Source organism: Pseudomonas sp. UTLPPB19802, from assembly GCF_059730225.1.
In genome coordinates this window covers 4377475-4396463 of sequence record NZ_AP048545.1, presented here as the reverse complement: position 1 = coordinate 4396463, position 18989 = coordinate 4377475, and the positions used below count along the sequence as shown (strand labels likewise).

The 18989-nt window shown below is 64.1% G+C and carries 2 protein-coding genes (1 of these 2 running past the window's edge); both read left to right on the top strand.

The window, feature by feature from the left end:
• Nucleotides 1–2400, top strand: the 3' end of a protein-coding gene (locus AC6I6U_RS19270) for a non-ribosomal peptide synthetase (RefSeq protein WP_497877615.1). The gene continues 13893 nt to the left of window position 1, outside the view; the window shows 2400 of its 16293 coding nt (coding positions 13894–16293); its start codon lies off the left edge, out of view; the stop codon is at nucleotides 2398–2400.
• Complete coding sequence (locus AC6I6U_RS19265; RefSeq protein ID WP_497877614.1) at nucleotides 2397–18989, top strand: amino acid adenylation domain-containing protein; 16593 nt, start codon at nucleotides 2397–2399, stop codon at nucleotides 18987–18989. The genes AC6I6U_RS19270 and AC6I6U_RS19265 overlap by 4 nt, the downstream gene beginning before the upstream one ends.

The following is an 18989-nucleotide window of genomic DNA, read 5'->3' as shown; positions in this document are numbered from 1 at the left end:
ACCGTGCTGATGGGCCGGATGCAGGGCGGCGAGGGCGCCGATCGCGCGCTGGGGATGTTTATCAATACCTTGCCGCTGCGGGTCGCGGTGGGCGGGCAGGGCGTGCGTGACGGGGTCAAGGCGACCCATACGCGGTTGACCGCGCTGCTGGGGCATGAACATGCCTCCCTGGCCCTGGCCCAGCGTTGTAGCGGCGTCGCCGCGCCGGCACCGCTGTTCAGCGCGTTGCTCAACTACCGGCACAGCGCCGAGGGTGGTGTTTCCGAAGAGGCCGTGCAGGCCTGGCAGGGTATCCGTGTCCTCGGTGGCGAAGAACGGACCAACTATCCCCTGACCTTGAACGTCGATGACCTGGGCGATGGTTTCAGCCTGAATGTGCAAGTCAGTGCAGAGGTCGGGGCTCTGCGCGTTTGTGCCTACATGGTAACGGCACTGGAGCACCTGCTTGACGCACTGGAACAGGATCCCGAGACGCCACTGGATAGCCTGTCGATTCTGCCGGATGCCGAGCGTGAGCAGTTGTTGGTGGGGTTCAACGACACCGCGTTGGAGTATCCGCAGGCGCAGACCATTCATGGGTTGTTCGAAGAGCAGGTCGCGCGTACGCCGGATGCACTGGCGGTGGTGCATGGAGAGCTGCGCCTGAGTTATCGCGAGCTGAACGAACAGGCCAACCGCCTGGCCCATGCCTTGCACAAGCAGGGTGTGCAGCCTGATTCGCGGGTAGGTATCTGCGTTGAACGCGGTGCCGAGATGGTCGTCGGCCTGCTGGCAATTCTCAAGGCGGGCGGCGCCTATGTGCCGCTGGACCCGGCGTATCCGGCAGAGCGGATCGCCTACATGCTGGAGGATAGTGCACCCGCAGTGGTTTTGGCGCAGAACGCTACCCAGGATTTGCTGGCTGGTACTTCGGTGCCGCTGATCAATCTCGACCAACGCACCTGGCAGGACGAATCCGTCCAGAACCCAGAGGTGCCAGGCCTGACCTCGGCGCACCTGGCCTACCTGATCTACACCTCGGGTTCGACCGGATTGCCCAAGGGCGTGATGATCGAACACCGCAACACGGTGAACTTCCTGACCTGGGCCCATGCGGCTTTCGACAACTTGTCGAACCACACAAATCCTGTGGGAGCCGGCTTGCTGGCAAAAGCGGCCGATCAGGCGGCACAAGACTCACTGGCCTCATCGCCAGCAAGCCGGCTCCCACAAGGGTCGGCGTTGAGCAAAACCTTGTTCTCGACCTCGCTGAACTTCGACCTGGCAGTCTACGAGTGCTTTGCACCGCTGACCTCGGGTGGCAGCATCGAGGTGGTGAAAAACGTGCTGGAGCTGCAACACGGCGAGCACGATATCGGCCTGATCAACACCGTGCCGTCAGCCTTGAAAGCACTGCTGGAAGTGGATGGGCTGCCAAAATCGGTACACACGGTCAACGTCGCCGGTGAAGCCCTCAAGCGCAGCCTGGTGGAATCGCTGTTCGAAAAAACTACCGTCCAACGCCTGTGCAACCTCTATGGCCCTTCGGAAACCACCACCTATTCAAGCTGGGTGGCGATGGACCGCGAGGACGGCTTTGCCCCGCACATCGGCAAGCCGGTGGGCAACACCCAGTTCTACCTGCTGGACGAGCAACAGCAGCCTGTCCCGTTGGGCGTACCCGGTGAAATCTACATTGGTGGCGCTGGTGTAGCCCGCGGCTACCTGAACCGTGACGACCTGACCGCCGAGCGTTTCCTGGAAGATCCGTTCAACGGTGGGCGCATGTACCGCACCGGCGACCTGGGCCGCTACCTGCCGGACGGCAACATCGAATACCTGGGCCGTAACGACGACCAGGTGAAGATCCGTGGCTTCCGTATCGAACTGGGCGAGATCGACGCACGCTTGGCGAAACACCCGGCAATCCACGAAGCGGTGGTCACCGCTCGCGAGGATGTACCGGGCGACAAGCGCCTGGTGGCCTATTACACCCTTCAGTCCGCGCAGATCGAATTGGGAAGCGACAGCCTGCGTGGCTGGCTACTCGGGCAACTGCCGGCCTACATGGTGCCAGCGGCCTATGTACGCCTCGATGCACTACCTCTGACCCCCAACGGCAAGCTCGACCGCAAGGCCTTGCCGGCCCCGGACGGTAGCGCACTGATCAGCCGGGGCTTCGAAGCCCCACAAGGCGAAACCGAAATTACCCTCGCCGCGATCTGGCAAGAGTTGCTGGGTGTCGCGCAGGTCGGTCGCCATGACCATTTCTTCGAACTGGGCGGGCACTCGCTGCTCGCCGTGAGCCTGATGGAACGCATGCGCCAGGAAGGCCTGGAGGCTGACGTCAAGACCTTGTTCGAACACCCGACCCTCTCGGAATACGCGGCAACGACGGAAAGAATGGAGATTGTTCTGTGAGCGTGATCGAACTGCTGTCAATACTGAAAGAAAAGGATGTGCAACTTTCCGTCAAGGGCGATCAACTGGTCGTCAGTGGCAAGCGCCAGTCCCTCACGGAACCCGCCGTGCTGGCGATGCTGCGCGAGAACAAGGCGGCATTGATCGCCCTGATCAATGCCGGCGAATACTCCAGCGGCAAGGCCGGGCAGGTAGAGATTCCCGCCCAGGCGATCCCCTTCGGCTGCGAGCGGATCACGGCGGACATGCTGCCGCTGGTCAAGCTCGACCAGGCGGCCATCGAGCAAATCGTCGCCACGGTTCCCGGCGGTGTCGCCAACGTACAGGATATCTACCCGCTGGCGCCGCTGCAGGAGGGAATTCTCTATCACCATATCGCCGCACGGCAGGGAGACCCCTATGTCCTGCAGACGCAGTTCGCGTTTGCCAGCCGTGCCCGCTTCGACGAGTTCACCAGCGCGCTGCAAAAGGTCATCGACCGCCACGATATCCTGCGCACCAGCGTGGTCTGGGAAGGCCTGGACGAACCGGTGCAGGTGGTCTGGCGCCAGGCCCGGCTGGTGCTGACGGAAGTCGAGATCGATCCCGCCGCCGGCCCTGCCACCGAACAGCTGCGGCAACGCTTCGACCCACGACACTATCGTCTCGATATCAGCCAGGCGCCGTTGCTGCGCTTGGCCTATGCCGAGGATCCGCTCAGCCGGCGGATCAGCGCGATGTTGCTGTTCCATCACATTGCTATCGACCATGCGGCGCTGGAGGTGGTCCAGCAGGAAATCCATGCGCACCTTTATGGTCAGGCCCAGGCGCTGGGTGCGCCGATCCAGTACCGCAACTACGTGGCCCAGGCGCGTCTGGGCGTCAGCCAGCAGGAGCATGAAACGTTCTTCCGCGGGATGCTCGGCGATGTCGACGAGCCGAGCCTGCCGTTCGGCCTGCAGGATGTGCGCGGTGACGGCCACGGAATTGACGAGGCCACCCAGGCGCTGCCCGCCGATCTGAGCCGGCGCCTGCGCGCCCAGGCCCGGCAACAGGGTGTGAGCGCGGCCAGCCTGCACCACTTGGCCTGGGCCCAGGTGCTCGGGCGTCTGTGCGGGCGTGACGATGTGGTTTTCGGCACCGTATTGCTCGGGCGGATGCGCAGCGAGGGAGGTGGCCAGCGGGCGTTGGGGATGTTTATCAACACCCTGCCATTGCGGGTGGCCCTGGGCGAGCAGGGTGTTCAGGCCGGGGTCAAGGCGACCCACGCGCGGCTGACCGCGCTGCTTGGCCATGAACATGCGCCCCTGGCGCTGGCCCAGCGTTGCAGCGGTGTAGCCGCGCCGACGCCGCTGTTCAGCGCCTTGCTCAACTACCGGCACAGCTCGGCTGAAGCGGTGAGCGGCGAGGCCGTGCAGCTGTGGGAGGGGATCGAGGTGTTGGGCGGCGAAGAGCGGACCAACTATCCGCTGATCCTGTCCCTGGATGACCTGGGGGAGGGCTTCAGCCTGAATGTGCAAGCTGTTGCCGGTATCGGGGCGCAGCGGATTTGCGCCTACATGCAGACGGCCTTGGAGCAGTTGGTCGGCGCGCTGGAACAGACGCCGGACACTGCGCTTCACAGCCTGTCGATCCTCCCGGCCAACGAGCGTGAGCAGTTGTTGGTGGCGTTCAACGACACGGCGCTGGAATATTCGCAGGCGCAGACCATTCATGGATTGTTCGAAGCGCAGGTGGCGCGTACGCCGGATGCCTTGGCGGTGGTGCATGACGAACAGCGTCTGAGTTATCGAGCGCTTAACGAGCAAGCCAACCGTTTGGCTCATGCCTTGCGTAAACGGGGCGTGCAGCCTGATTCGCGGGTAGGTATCTGCGTTGAGCGCGGTGCCGAGATGGTCGTCGGCCTGCTGGCGATTCTCAAGGCCGGCGGCGCCTATGTGCCGCTGGACCCGGCTTACCCAGCGGAGCGGATTGCCTACATGCTGCAGGACAGCGCCCCGGCAGTGGTTTTGGCGCAGAACGCGACCCAGGACTTGCTGGCGGGTGTCTCGGTCCCTGTGATCAATCTCGATCAAAGCACTTGGCAGGATGAATCCGCCCAGAATCCGCAGGTGTCGGGCTTGACCTCGGCACACCTGGCCTACCTGATCTACACCTCAGGTTCGACCGGATTGCCGAAAGGCGTGATGATCGAACACCGCAACACGGTGAATTTCCTGACCTGGGCCCATGCGGCTTTCGACAACTTGTCGAACCACACAAGCCGGCTCCCACAACAAGGGTCGGCGTTGAGCAAAACCTTGTTCTCGACCTCGCTGAACTTCGATCTGGCCGTTTATGAGTGCTTCGCACCCTTGACCTCGGGCGGCAGCATCGAGGTGGTGAAAAACGTCCTGGAGCTGCAACACGGCCAGCACGATATTGGTCTGATCAACACCGTCCCATCTGCCCTGAAAGCGCTGCTGGAAGTCGACGGCCTACCGAAATCGGTACACACGGTCAACGTCGCCGGTGAAGCGCTGAAGCGCAGCCTGGTGGAATCGCTGTTCGAAAAAACTACCGTCCAACGCCTGTGCAACCTCTATGGCCCTTCGGAAACCACCACCTATTCAAGCTGGGTGGCGATGGACCGCGAGGACGGCTTTGCCCCGCACATCGGCAAGCCGGTGGGCAACACTCAGTTCTACCTGCTGGACGAGCAGCAACAGCCGGTTCCGTTGGGCGTACCCGGTGAAATCTACATCGGTGGTGCCGGCGTGGCCCGAGGCTATTTGAACCGCGACGACCTGACCGCCGAGCGTTTCCTGGAAGATCCATTCCACGGTGGGCGCATGTACCGCACTGGCGACCTGGGCCGCTACCTGCCGGACGGCAACATCGAATACCTGGGCCGCAATGACGACCAGGTGAAGATCCGCGGCTTCCGTATCGAACTGGGGGAAATCGACGCGCGCCTGGCAAAACACCCGGCGATTCACGAGGCGGTGGTCACCGCTCGCGAGGACGTGCCAGGCGACAAGCGCCTGGTCGCCTACTACACCCTGGCCGAGGGCCACGCCTCGGTCGAACTCGACAGCCTGCGCCGTCATCTCCAGGAAAAACTACCGGAATACATGGTCCCGGCCCTCTACGTCGCACTGGAAAAACTGCCGCTGACCCCCAACGGCAAACTGGACCGCAAGGCCTTGCCAGCACCGGATCTGGATGCAGTAGCGGGTAGGGGCTATGAGGCGCCACAAGGCGAAACCGAAACCCTGATCGCCACCCTCTGGCAGGACCTGCTCGGTGTTGCCCAGGTCGGCCGCCACGACCACTTCTTCGAACTGGGCGGGCACTCGCTGCTCGCCGTGAGCCTGATCGGCCGCATGCGCCAGGCCGGCCTCGGTGTCGATGTCCAGGCACTTTTCAGCCAGCCAACCCTGGCGGCCCTGGCTGCCGCGGTGGGTGGCGGGCGGGAAATCGTGGTCCCGGCCAATGCCATCCCGGCAGGCTGCGAGCAGATTACCCCGGCCATGTTGCCGCTGGTCAGCCTCGACCAGGCGGCGATCGAGCAGATTGTCGCGAAGGTGCCGGGTGGTGCGGCGAACGTGCAGGATATCTATCCGCTGGCACCCTTGCAGGAAGGGATTCTCTATCACCATCTGTCAGCCGGTGCAGGTGATCCCTACGTCCTGCACGCACTGTTCACGGTGCCGGATCGCCAGCGCCTGGATGCTTTTGCCCAGGCGCTGCAACAGGTCATCGACCGTCACGACATCCTGCGCACCGCTGTGCACTGGCAAGGTCTGGACCAGCCGGTCCAGGTGGTCTGGCGCCAGGCCCGCCTGCATTGCGAGGCCTTGTCGCTGGACCCGCGTGCCGGTGAGGTGGCGGACCAGCTCAAGGCGCGTTTCGATACCCGCCACTCACAACTGGACGTGAGCCGGGCGCCACTGATGCATCTGGTATTCGCCGAGGATGAAGGCCAGCGGCGCTGGGTGGCGATGCTGCGCTTCCATCACATGGCCCTGGACCATACCGCCCTGGAGGTGGTTCGCGATGAAATCCAGGCGCATCTGCTCGGGCAAGCTGCGCAACTGGGCAGCCCGGTGCCGTATCGCAACTATGTGGCCCAGGCGCGCCTGGGTGCCAGCCAGGAGGAACATGAAACCTTCTTCCGCGAGATGCTCGGCGATATCGACGAGCCGACGCTGCCGTTCGGCTTGCAGAACGTGCAGGGTAACGGTCACGCCATCGATGAGGCCACCCGTGTTCTATCCTCCTCGCTGAGCGTACGCCTGCGCGCCCGCGCCCGGCAGTTGGGGGTCAGTGCTGCCAGCCTGCATCACCTGGCCTGGGCCCAGGTGCTGGGCAAGGTTTCCGGCCGGCAGGATGTGGTGTTCGGCACCGTCCTGCTGGGCCGGATGCAGGGCGGCGAGGGCGTCGATCGCGCGCTGGGGATGTTTATCAATACCTTGCCGCTGCGGGTCTCCGTCGCCGGGCAGGGCGTTCGTGCCGGGGTCAAGGCGACCCACGCGCGGTTGACCGCGCTGCTCGGCCATGAGCATGCCTCCCTGGCCCTGGCCCAGCGTTGTAGCGGCGTTGCCGCGCCGACGCCGCTGTTCAGCGCCTTGCTCAACTATCGGCACAGTGTTGTCGAGCGTGTTTCCGGGCAGGCCTGGCAGGGTATCGAGAGCCTTGGTAGCGAAGAACGGACCAACTACCCGTTGACCTTGAACGTCGATGATCTGGGCGATGGTTTCAGCCTGAATGTGCAAGTCAGTGCAGAGGTCGGGGCCCTGCGCGTCTGTGCCTACATGGTAACGGCATTGGAGCACCTGCTTGAAGCACTGGAACAGGATCCCGAGACGCCACTGGATAGCCTGTCGATCCTGCCTGCCGATGAGCGTGAGCAACTGCTGGTGAGGTTCAACGACACCGCGCTGGAGTATTCGCAGGCGCAGACCATTCATGGTTTGTTCGAGGTGCAGGTCGAGCGTACGCCGGATGCCCTGGCGGTGGTCCATGGTGAACAGCGCCTGGGCTATCGCGAGCTTAACGAGCAGGCCAACCGTTTGGCTCATGCCTTGCGCAAGCAAGGTGTACAGCCGGATTCGCGGGTAGGCATCTGCGTTGAACGCGGTGCCGAGATGGTCGTCGGCCTGCTGGCGATTCTCAAGGCCGGCGGTGCCTATGTACCGCTGGACCCGGCTTATCCGGCAGAGCGGATCGCCTACATGCTGCAGGACAGTGCTCCGGCAGTGGTTTTGGCGCAGAACGCTACCCAAGACTTGCTGGCGGGTGTTTCGGTCCCTGTGATCAATCTCGATCAAGACACCTGGCAGGACGAATCCGTCCAGAATCCGCAAGTACCAGGGCTGACCTCATCACACCTGGCCTACCTGATCTACACCTCGGGTTCGACCGGATTGCCCAAGGGCGTGATGATCGAACACCGCAACACGGTGAATTTCCTGACCTGGGCTCATACGGCTTTCGACAACTTGTCGAACCACACAACTCCTGTGGGAGCCGGCTTGCTGGCGAAAGTGGCCGATCAGGCGGCACACGACTCACTGGCCTCATCGCCAGCAAGCCGGCTCCCACAACAAGGGTCGGCGTTGAGCAAAACCTTGTTCTCGACCTCGCTGAACTTCGACCTGGCAGTCTATGAGTGCTTCGCACCCTTGACCTCGGGCGGCAGCATCGAGGTGGTGAAAAACGTCCTGGAGCTGCAACACGGCCAGCACGATATTGGTCTGATCAACACCGTCCCATCCGCCTTGAAAGCGCTGCTGGAAGTCGACGGCCTGCCGAAATCGGTACACACGGTCAACGTCGCCGGTGAAGCCCTCAAGCGCAGCCTGGTGGAGTCGCTGTTCGAAAAAACTACCGTCCAACGCCTGTGCAACCTCTACGGTCCCTCGGAAACCACCACCTATTCAAGCTGGGTGGCGATGGACCGTGAGGACGGCTTTGCCCCGCATATCGGCAAACCAGTGGGCAACACCCAGTTCTACCTGCTGGACGAGCAACAGCAGCCTGTCCCGTTGGGTGTGCCGGGTGAAATCTACATTGGTGGCGCTGGCGTAGCCCGAGGCTACCTGAACCGTGACGACCTGACCGCCGAGCGTTTCCTGGAAGATCCGTTCAACGGTGGGCGCATGTACCGCACTGGCGACCTGGGCCGCTATCTGCCGGACGGCAACATCGAATACCTGGGCCGCAACGACGACCAGGTGAAAATCCGTGGCTTCCGTATCGAACTGGGCGAGATCGACGCACGCCTGGCAAAACACCCGGCGATCCACGAAGCGGTGGTCACCGCCCGCGAGGACGTGCCGGGCGACAAGCGCCTGGTGGCCTACTACACGCTGGCCGAGGGCCACGCCTCGGTCGAACTCGACAGCCTGCGCCGTCATCTCCAGGAAAAACTGCCGGAATACATGATCCCGGCCCTCTACGTCACGCTGGAAAAACTGCCGCTGACGCCGAACGGCAAGCTGGACCGCAAGGCCTTGCCGGCTCCCGATCTGGATGCAGTAGCGGGCAGGGGCTACGAGGCGCCACAAGGCGAAACCGAAACCCTGATCGCCGCCCTCTGGCAGGACCTGCTCGGTGTTGCCCAGGTCGGCCGCCACGATCACTTCTTCGAACTGGGCGGGCACTCGCTGCTCGCCGTGAGCCTGATCGGCCGCATGCGCCAGGCCGGCATCGGTATCGATGTCCAGGCACTTTTCAGCCAGCCAACCCTGGCGGCCCTGGCTGCCGCGGTGGGTGGCGGGCGGGAAATCGTGGTCCCGGCCAATGCCATCCCGGCAGGCTGCGAGCAGATTACCCCGGCCATGTTGCCGCTGGTCAGCCTCGACCAGGCGGCGATCGAGCAGATTGTCGCGAAGGTGCCGGGTGGTGCGGCGAACGTGCAGGATATCTATCCGCTGGCACCCTTGCAGGAAGGGATTCTCTATCATCATCTGGCGGCTGCGCAGGGTGATCCCTACGTTCTGCAGACGCAGTTCGCCTTTGACGATCGCGAGCGTCTGGATGCCTTTGTCCAGGCCTTGCAGGGCGTGATCGACCGCCATGACATCCTGCGCACCGGGGTGGTCTGGGAAGGCTTGGATGCGCCGGTACAAGTGGTCTGGCGCCAGGCACGGCTGCACCTCGATGCGCTCGAACTCGACCCGGCGGACGGGGAGATCGTCGCGCAACTGCATGGCCGTTTCGATCCACGGCACTACCGCCTGGATATCGGCCAGGCGCCGTTGATGCGTCTGGCCTATGCCGAAGATCCGCTCAACCGGCGGATCACCGCGATATTGCTGTTCCACCATATGGCCCTGGACCACACGGCCCTGGAAGTGGTCCGCGATGAAATGCAGGCCTGTCTGTTGGGCAAGGCCGGGGCCCTCGCGGCACCCGTTCCTTATCGCAACTATGTGGCCCAGGCGCGCCTGGGTGTCAGCCAGGAGGAGCATGAAGCGTTCTTCCGCGAGATGCTCGGTGATATCGACGAGCCGACCCTGCCGTTCGGTTTGCAGGACGTGCAGGGCGAGGGTCGTGGCATCGCTGAGAGCAGCCTGCTGCTGGACAACCAACTGAGTCTGCGCCTGCGGGCCCAGGCCCGGCAGTTGGGGGTGAGTGCCGCCAGCCTGTATCACCTGGCCTGGGCCCACGTCCTGGGCAAGGTTTCGGGCACCGAGGATGCGGTGTTCGGCACCGTGCTGATGGGACGTATGCAGGGTGGCGAGGGTGCCGAGCGGGCGCTGGGGATGTTCATCAACACCCTGCCGTTGCGGGTGGCCGTGGGTGGGCAGGGTGTACGCGCCAGTGTCAGGGCGACCCATACGCGGTTGACCGCGCTGCTGGGTCACGAACACGCCCCCCTGGCCTTGGCCCAGCGTTGCAGCGGCGTCGCCGCACCGGCACCGCTGTTCAGTGCCTTGCTCAATTACCGGCATAGCGCCGTCGGCAGCGTTTCCGGACCGGCCGTCCAGGCTTGGGAGGGTATCCATACCCTCGGCGGCGAAGAGCGGACCAACTATCCACTGGCGTTGAACGTCGATGACCTGGGCGACGGTTTCAGCCTGAGTGTGCAGGCTGTTATCGGTATCGGGGCACAACGGATCTGCAGCTATGTGCAAACGGCCTTGATCCATCTGGTCGAGGCCCTTGAGACTGCGCCGGATTCAGCGGTGCGCGACCTGCCGGTGCTACCGGCGGCCGAGCGCGAGCAGTTGCTCGTGGCTTTCAATTCCAGCCGCCGCGACTACCCTCGGACGCAGACTGTCCATGGCCTGTTCGAAGCCCAGGCTCGCCGCCGTCCCGAAGCCTGTGCGGCGCTCCATAACGGGGTGTCGTTGAGCTATGCCGAACTCAACGCCCAAGCCAACCGCCTGGCCCGGCATCTGCGCGGCTTTGGTGTGCAGCCAGGGGACAGTGTGGCGATCCTGCTGGAGCGCAGCCATGACCTGCTGGTCAGCCAGTTGGCGGTGCTCAAGTGCGCAGCGGTGTACGTACCGCTGGATATCAATGCGCCGGCCGAGCGCCAGGGCTTCATGATCGAGGACAGCCAGGCACGGGTGCTGCTGACTCATGGCCAGGCGCCGCTGGCCGCCGCCGTGCGGCGCGTGGAACTGGATCGCCTGGACCTGTCTGGCCTGGACTCGAACGATCTGCAGATCGCCCAGTCCAGCGAAAGCGTGGCGTATATCATGTACACCTCCGGCTCCACGGGGACGCCGAAAGGGGTGCTGGTACCACACCGGGCCATCAGCCGGCTGGTGATCAACAACGGTTATGCCGACTTCAATGACCAGGATCGCATCGTCTTTGCCTCCAACCCGGCATTCGACGCCAGCACCATGGACGTCTGGGGCGCCTTGCTCAATGGCGGCCAGGTACTGGTGGCAGATCATGAAACGCTGCTGGAGCCGTTGCGTTTCGGCGAGTTGCTGGTCACTGCCCAGGCCACGGTTCTGTTCGTCACCACGGCGGTATTCAACCAGTACGTGCAACTGATCCCCGAGGCGATCAAGGGCCTGCGGATTCTACTGTGCGGCGGTGAGCGCAGTGACCCGGCATCGTTTCGGCGCCTGCTGGCGTTGGCGCCAGGGTTGCGCCTGGTGCATTGCTACGGGCCGACCGAAACCACCACCTACGCTACGACCCATCATGTGACCGAAGTCGCCGACGCCGCCGAAAGCGTGCCGATCGGCCGCCCCATCGGCAATACCCAGGTCTATGTCCTCGATGCCCGCCAGCAACTGGTGCCCCTGGGCGTCAGCGGTGAAATCTGCATCGGTGGCGAAGGCGTAGCGCGGGGCTACCTGAATCGCCCCGAGCTGAGCGCCGAAAAATTCATTACCGACCCGTTCAGTGCCGACCCCGATGCCTTGCTCTATCGCACCGGCGACCTTGGCCGCTGGTCGGCCGATGGTCTGCTGGAGTGCCTGGGCCGTAACGATAACCAGGTGAAGATTCGCGGTTTTCGCATCGAACCGGGGGAAATCGAGGCACGCCTGGGCACCCACCCACAGGTCCGCGAATGCATCGTCCTGGCCCGTGAGGACGTCCCAGGCGACAAGCGCCTGGTGGCCTATGTCACCTCGGCCGGCGCGCCGGTCTCGGCGGAAGACCTGCGCGATTACCTGCAAGGCCTGTTGCCGGAGTACATGGTACCCAGTGCCTACGTGCAATTGGCTGCATTACCCCTGAACCTCAACGGCAAGGTCGATCGCAAGAAACTGCCGGTGCCGGAAGCAGACGCCCTGGTCCGTGGCGATTACCAGGCGCCGCAGGGCGACGTGGAGACCCTGTTGGCATCGATCTGGGCGGACGTGCTCCAGGTCGAGCGGGTGGGGCGTCAGGACCACTTCTTCGAATTGGGGGGCCATTCGCTGCTCGCCGTCAGCCTGATCGAGCGCATGCGCCAGGTCGGCTTGAGTGCCGATGTGCGGGTCCTGTTCAGCCAGCCAACCCTCTCTGCGCTGGCGGCAGCGGTGGGTAGCGGTCGCGAGATCCGGGTGCCGGCCAATGCCATCCCGGCAGGCTGCGAGCAGATCACCCCGGACATGCTGCCGCTCACCAGCCTCGACCAGGACGCCATCGACCGGATCGTCGCCACGGTGCCGGGCGGTGTCTGCAACGTCCAGGATATCTACGCCCTGGCGCCGTTGCAGGCCGGTATCCTCTATCACCATGTCAGCGCCGACCAGGGCGATCCCTATTTGCTGCAAGCGCAGTTCGCGTTCGACAGCCTGGCGCGCCTCGAAGATTTCGTCGGCGCCTTGCAGTTCGTCATCCAGCGCCATGACATCCTGCGTACCGCGCTGGTCTGGGAAGGCCTGGACGAGCCGGTGCAGGTGGTCTGGCGCCAGGCGTCGCTGATGCGTGAAAGCCTTGAGGCGGACCCGTGGGGTGCGGATGTGGCGACCCAACTGCACCAGCGTTTCGACGCCCGGCACCATCGCCTGGATATTCGCCAGGCGCCGATGCTGCGGCTGGTCCAGGCCTGGGATGCGGCGAACCAGCGCTGGCTGGCGATGCTGCTGTTCCATCACCTGGCGATGGATCACACCGCGATGGAGGTGCTGCAACACGAGATGCAGGCGTACCTGTTGGGGCAGCAGGCACAACTGGGCACGCCGATACCCTATCGCAACTATGTGGCCCAGGCGCGCCTGGGCGTGAGCCAGGAAGAGCACGAACGCTTCTTCCGTGAACGCCTTGGCGATATCGACGAGCCGACGCTGCCGTTCGGTTTGCAGCAGGTCCAGGGTGACGGCCAGGGTATCGAGGAGGCTCACCTGTCAGTGGGCGGGGCCCTGAGCCAACGCTTGCGGGTCCAGGCCCGGCAGGCGGGGGTGAGCATGGCGAGCCTGGTGCACCTGGCTTGGGCCCAGGTGTTGGGGCGGTTGTCGGGCCGCGACGACGTGGTGTTCGGTACGGTGCTGTTGGGCCGGATGGAGGGCGGCGAGGGCGCCGACCGGGCCCTGGGGATGTTTATCAATACCTTGCCACTGCGGGTACTCCTTGGCGGTCGAAACGCCCGCGACGGGCTCAGGACCACCCACGCCGAACTGACCGCGTTGCTCGGGCACGAGCATGCCTCCCTGGCCCTGGCCCAGCGTTGCAGCGGCGTGGCCGCGCCGACGCCGTTGTTCAGCGCCTTGCTCAACTACCGGCACAGCAGCACCGTCGTGACTGAGCAGGTACGTAGCGCCTGGCAAGGCATGCAGTCCCTGGGCGGCGAGGAGCGGACCAATTATCCACTGACCCTCAACGTCGATGACCTGGGTGAAGACCTCCTGTTGATCGCCCAGACCGTTCCAGTGATCGAGGCCAATCGGATCTGCGCCTATATGCACCAGGCGTTGTACAGCCTGGTCGAGGCGCTGGAGCAGGTGAGTGACGTGCCTTTGCAGGTGCTGTCGGTGTTGCCGGATGATGAACGGCGGCTATTGCTGGAGGGCTTCAATGCCACTGCGGTCGACCATCCGCGGCACCTGGCCCTGCACGAGCTGTTCGAAGCCCGGGTCGCGACGTGTGGCGATTCGGTCGCCGTCGTGGACGAGAAGGTCAGCCTGAGTTACGACGCGCTCAACCGCCAGGCCAACCGCATCGCCCACCGCCTGATCGAATTGGGCGTTGGTCCGGATGATCGGGTGGCGATCTGTGTCGACCGCAGCGTGGCAATGCTGGCCGGGCTGCTGGGGATTCTCAAGGCTGGCGCCGCCTACGTGCCGCTGGACCCCTATTTCCCCCGCGAGCGCCTGGCCTACATGCTGCAGAGCAGTGCTCCGGTGGCGATGCTCACCGAGCAAAGCTTGCAGCCGCTCCTGCCAGCCAGCGCCATACCGGTGTTGTTGCTCGATCCCGGCCTGGCCGGGCGGGAAGGCTTCCTGGCGCAGCCCGAGGTCGATCCGCGGCGCAGCGACCTGCAACCCGAACACCTGGCCTATGTGATCTACACCTCGGGCTCCACCGGGCTGCCCAAGGGCGTGCAGATCAGTCACCGGGCCTTGAGCAACTTCCTCCACGCCATGGGCCGCGAGCCGGGGCTTTCGCCACGGGACCGCTTACTGGCGGTCACGACGATTTCCTTCGATATCGCCGCGCTCGAACTGTACCTGACCCTGGTCAACGGTGCCTGCGTGGTCCTGGCCTCCCGCGAGGCGACCCAGGACGCCCAGCACCTGCAGCGCCTGCTTGAAGAGCAGCGAATCACCGCGATGCAGGCTACCCCGGCCACCTGGCAGATGCTGGTGGGCAGCGGCTGGGCCGGCAAGCACGACCTGCGGATCTTTTGCGGTGGCGAAGCGCTGCCGCGCAACCTGGCCCGTGAGCTGTTGTCACGCAGCCGTGAACTATGGAACCTCTACGGCCCGACGGAGGCCACCATCTGGGCCTGTGTCGCGCGGGTCGATGAACATGGCGACTCGGCGATGGTGCCGATTGGCAAGCCGATGGACAACACCCGGCTCTACCTGCTCGATGCCCATCGGCAACCGGTACCGCTGGGAGTGGCGGGGGAGCTGTATATCGCGGGTGCGCAAGTGGCGCGCGGCTACCTGAATCGTCCGGACCTGACCGCCGAGCGTTTCCTCGACGATCCGTTCAACGATGGGCGCATGTACCGTACCGGCGACCTGGCCCGCTATCTGGCGGATGGCACGGTCGAATACCTGGGGCGCAACGATGACCAGGTGAAGGTCCGTGGTTTTCGCATCGAGTTGGGTGAAATCGAAGCCCGTCTCGCCACTTGCCCAGGGATCAAGGACTGCGTGGTGGTGGCCCGGGAAGACAATCCCGGCGAAAAACGTCTGGTGGCCTACTTCACGCCGCAACCGCAGGAAGCCGTGCTGGCGATCCAGGACCTGCGCGACCACCTGCAAGGAACGTTGCCCGAGTACATGCTGCCGACAGCCTACATGCAGCTTGAGGCCTTGCCCCTGACACCCAACCGGAAGGTGGACCGCAAGGCGCTGCCGACACCGGATGGCAGCGCGGTGGTCAGCCGCGAATACACCGCGCCGCAAGGCCAGGTCGAAACTGTATTGGCGCAGTTGTGGGCCGAGCTGCTCAAGGTCGATCGCGTAGGGCGGCACGATCACTTTTTCGAACTGGGCGGTCACTCGTTGCTGGCGGTCACGCTGGTCGAGCGGATGCGCCAGGCAGGCCTGGGCGCCGATGTCCGGGTGCTGCTCGGCCAGCCGACCCTGGCTGCGCTGGCGGCGGCAGTGGGCGGCAGCTCGGAAGTCGTGGTGCCGGCCAACCTGATCCCCGAGCATTGTGGCCACATCACCCCGGATCTGTTGCCACTGGTCAGCCTGACCCAGGCACAGATCGACCAGGTGGTGGCAACAGTGCCGGGCGGTGCGGCCAACGTGCAGGATATCTACCCGCTGGCGCCATTGCAGGAGGGCATCCTGTTCCATCACCTGTCTGCAGGCGCAGGTGACCCCTATGTGCTGCAGTCGCAATTCAGTTTCGACAGCCGCAGCCGGGTGGAGGACTTTGTCCAGGCACTGCAGGGCGTGATCGCGCGCCATGATGTCCTGCGCACATCGATCGTCTGGGAAGGGTTGGAGTCACCACTGCAGGTGGTCTGGCGCCAGGCTCGGCTGGCAGTCGAGACCCTGGAGTTCGATCCGCGCGACGGCGAGCTGTCGGCGCAACTGTTGCAACGCTTCGACCCGGCGCATTATCGCCTCGATCTGCAACAGGCGCCGCTGCTGCGCCTGGCCATCAGTGAAGATGCGCCTAACCGACGTTGGATAGGGTTGCTGCTGTTCCATCACATCGTTATCGACCACACGACCATCGCCGTGGTGCAACAGGAAATGCAGGCTGTCCTGAATGGCCAGGCGCTGTCGCCGGCAGCGGCCATGCCGTATCGCAATTATGTGGCCCAGGCATGCCTGGGCGTCAGCCAGCAGGAACATGAAAGCTTCTTCCGCGAGATGCTCGGCGATGTCGATGAGCCGACCTTGCCGTTCGAACAGCAACAGGTCCGTGGCGAAGGGCAGGCTATTGCCGAGGCCCACATGGGGCTGGGCCCCGATCTGTCCCGCCGTCTGCGCAGCCGCGCCCGACAGGCCGGGGTCAGTCCGGCGAGCGTGGCGCACCTGGCCTGGGGGCTGGTGCTGGGGCGGTTGTGCCAACGCGAGAAAGTGGTCTTCGGCACGGTCTTGCTCGGCCGGATGCAAGGTGGCGAAGGTGCCGACCGCGCGTTGGGGATGTTCATCAATACCTTGCCGTTGCGCCTGGATCTCGGTGAGCTGGGCACCCACGCCGCACTCAAGGCCGCCCATGGTCGGTTGAGCGCGCTGCTCGGCCATGAACATGCACCCCTGGCGCTGGCCCAGCGTTGCAGCGGGGTACCGGCACCGACGCCACTGTTCAGTGCCTTGCTCAACTACCGGCATGTTGCCGGTGAGGCCAGCCAACAGGTCCTGGATACCTGGCAGGGTATCGAAAGCCAGGGTGGCGGCGAGCGTACCAACTACCCGCTGACGCTTTCGGTGGATGATGACGGGGTCGGCTTCGGCCTGACGGTGCAGGCGGTAGCCGGCATCGATGCCCAGCGGATCTGCGGGTATATGCAGGCTGCGTTGGCAAGCCTGGTGGCTGCATTGGAGCAGAGCGGTGACGTGTCGCTGGCAGGGTTGTCGATCCTGCCGGATGCTGAACGCGAGCAGTTGTTGGCGGGGTTCAACGACACCGCGTTGGAGTATCCGCAGGCGCAGACCATTCATGGACTGTTCGAAGAGCAGGTGGCGCGTACGCCGGATGCCTTGGCGGTGGTGCGCGGTGAGCAGCGTCTGAGCTATCGAGCGCTTAACGAGCAAGCCAACCGTTTGGCCCATGCGTTGCGTAAACAGGGTGTGCTGCCTGATTCTCGGGTAGGTATCTGCGTTGAACGCGGTGCCGAGATGGTCGTCGGCCTGCTGGCGATTCTCAAGGCCGGCGGTGCCTATGTACCGCTGGACCCGGCTTATCCGGCAGAGCGGATCGCCTACATGCTGGAGGATAGTGCACCTGCGGTGGTTTTGGCGCAGAACGCGACCCAGGACTTGCTGGCGGGTGTCTCGGTCCCTGTGATCAATCTCGACCAACGCACTTGGCAGGACGAGTCCGCCCAGAATCCGCAGGTGCCTGGCCTGACCTCGGCGCACCTGGCGTATCTGATCTACACCTCGGGTTCGACCGGATTGCCGAAAGGTGTGATGATCGAACACCGCAACACGGTGAACTTCCTGACCTGGGCCCATGCGGCTTTCGACAACTTGTCGAACCACACAACTCCTGTGGGAGCCGGCTTGCTGGCGAAAGCGGCCGATCAGGCGGCACACGACTCACTGGCCTCATCGCCAGCAAGCCGGCTCCCACAACAAGGGTCGGCGTTGAGCAAAACCTTGTTCTCGACCTCGCTGAACTTCGACCTGGCAGTCTATGAGTGCTTCGCACCCTTGACCTCGGGTGGCAGCATTGAGGTGGTGAAAAACGTGCTGGAGTTGCAACACGGCGAGCACGATATTGGTCTGATCAACACCGTCCCATCTGCCCTGAAAGCGCTGCTGGAAGTCGACGGCCTACCGAAATCGGTACACACGGTCAACGTCGCCGGTGAAGCTCTCAAGCGCAGTCTGGTGGAATCGCTGTTCGAGAAAACCACCGTCCAACGCCTGTGCAACCTCTACGGCCCTTCGGAAACCACCACTTACTCCAGCTGGGTGGCGATGGACCGTGAGGACGGTTTCGCCCCGCATATCGGCAAGCCGGTGGGCAACACCCAGTTCTACCTGCTGGACGAGCAACAGCAGCCTGTCCCGTTGGGTGTGCCGGGTGAAATCTACATCGGTGGCGCTGGTGTAGCCCGAGGCTATTTGAACCGCGATGACCTGACCGCCGAGCGTTTCCTGGAAGATCCATTCCACGGCGGGCGCATGTACCGCACCGGCGACCTGGGCCGCTACCTGTCGGACGGCAACATCGAGTACCTGGGCCGCAACGACGACCAGGTGAAGATCCGCGGCTTCCGTATCGAACTGGGCGAGATCGATGCACGCCTGGCCCAGCACCCACAAGTGCGGGAGGCGGTGGTGATGGCCAGGGAGGACGTGCCGGGAGAAACGCGCCTGGTGGCGTATTTCACTCCTGCCGACGCCGGGGCGTTGCCCGACAGCGGCAGTCTGCGGGCCTACCTGCAAGGGCTGTTGCCGGACTACATGCTGCCAGCGGCCTATATGCCGCTCGACACCTTGCCACTGACCCCGAACGGCAAGCTGGATCGCAAGGCCCTGCCGGCGCCGGACAGCAGTGCCTATGCCTCGCGGACCTACGAGGCACCGGTAGGTGAAATCGAGACCCAGTTGGCGGCGCTCTGGATCGATTTGCTCAAGGTCGAGCGGGTGGGGCGCCATGACCACTTCTTCGAACTGGGCGGGCATTCACTGCTGGCGGTCAGCCTGATCGAACGCATGCGCCAGGCGAACCTGGAGGCCGATGTGCGGGTGCTGTTCGGCCAGCCGACGCTGGCCCAGGTGGCTGCGTCGGTGGGGACGATCCAACGGGTGGAGGTACCGAGGGCGACGGTGCCGACGTTGAAACGCAAACGCGTCATCTGA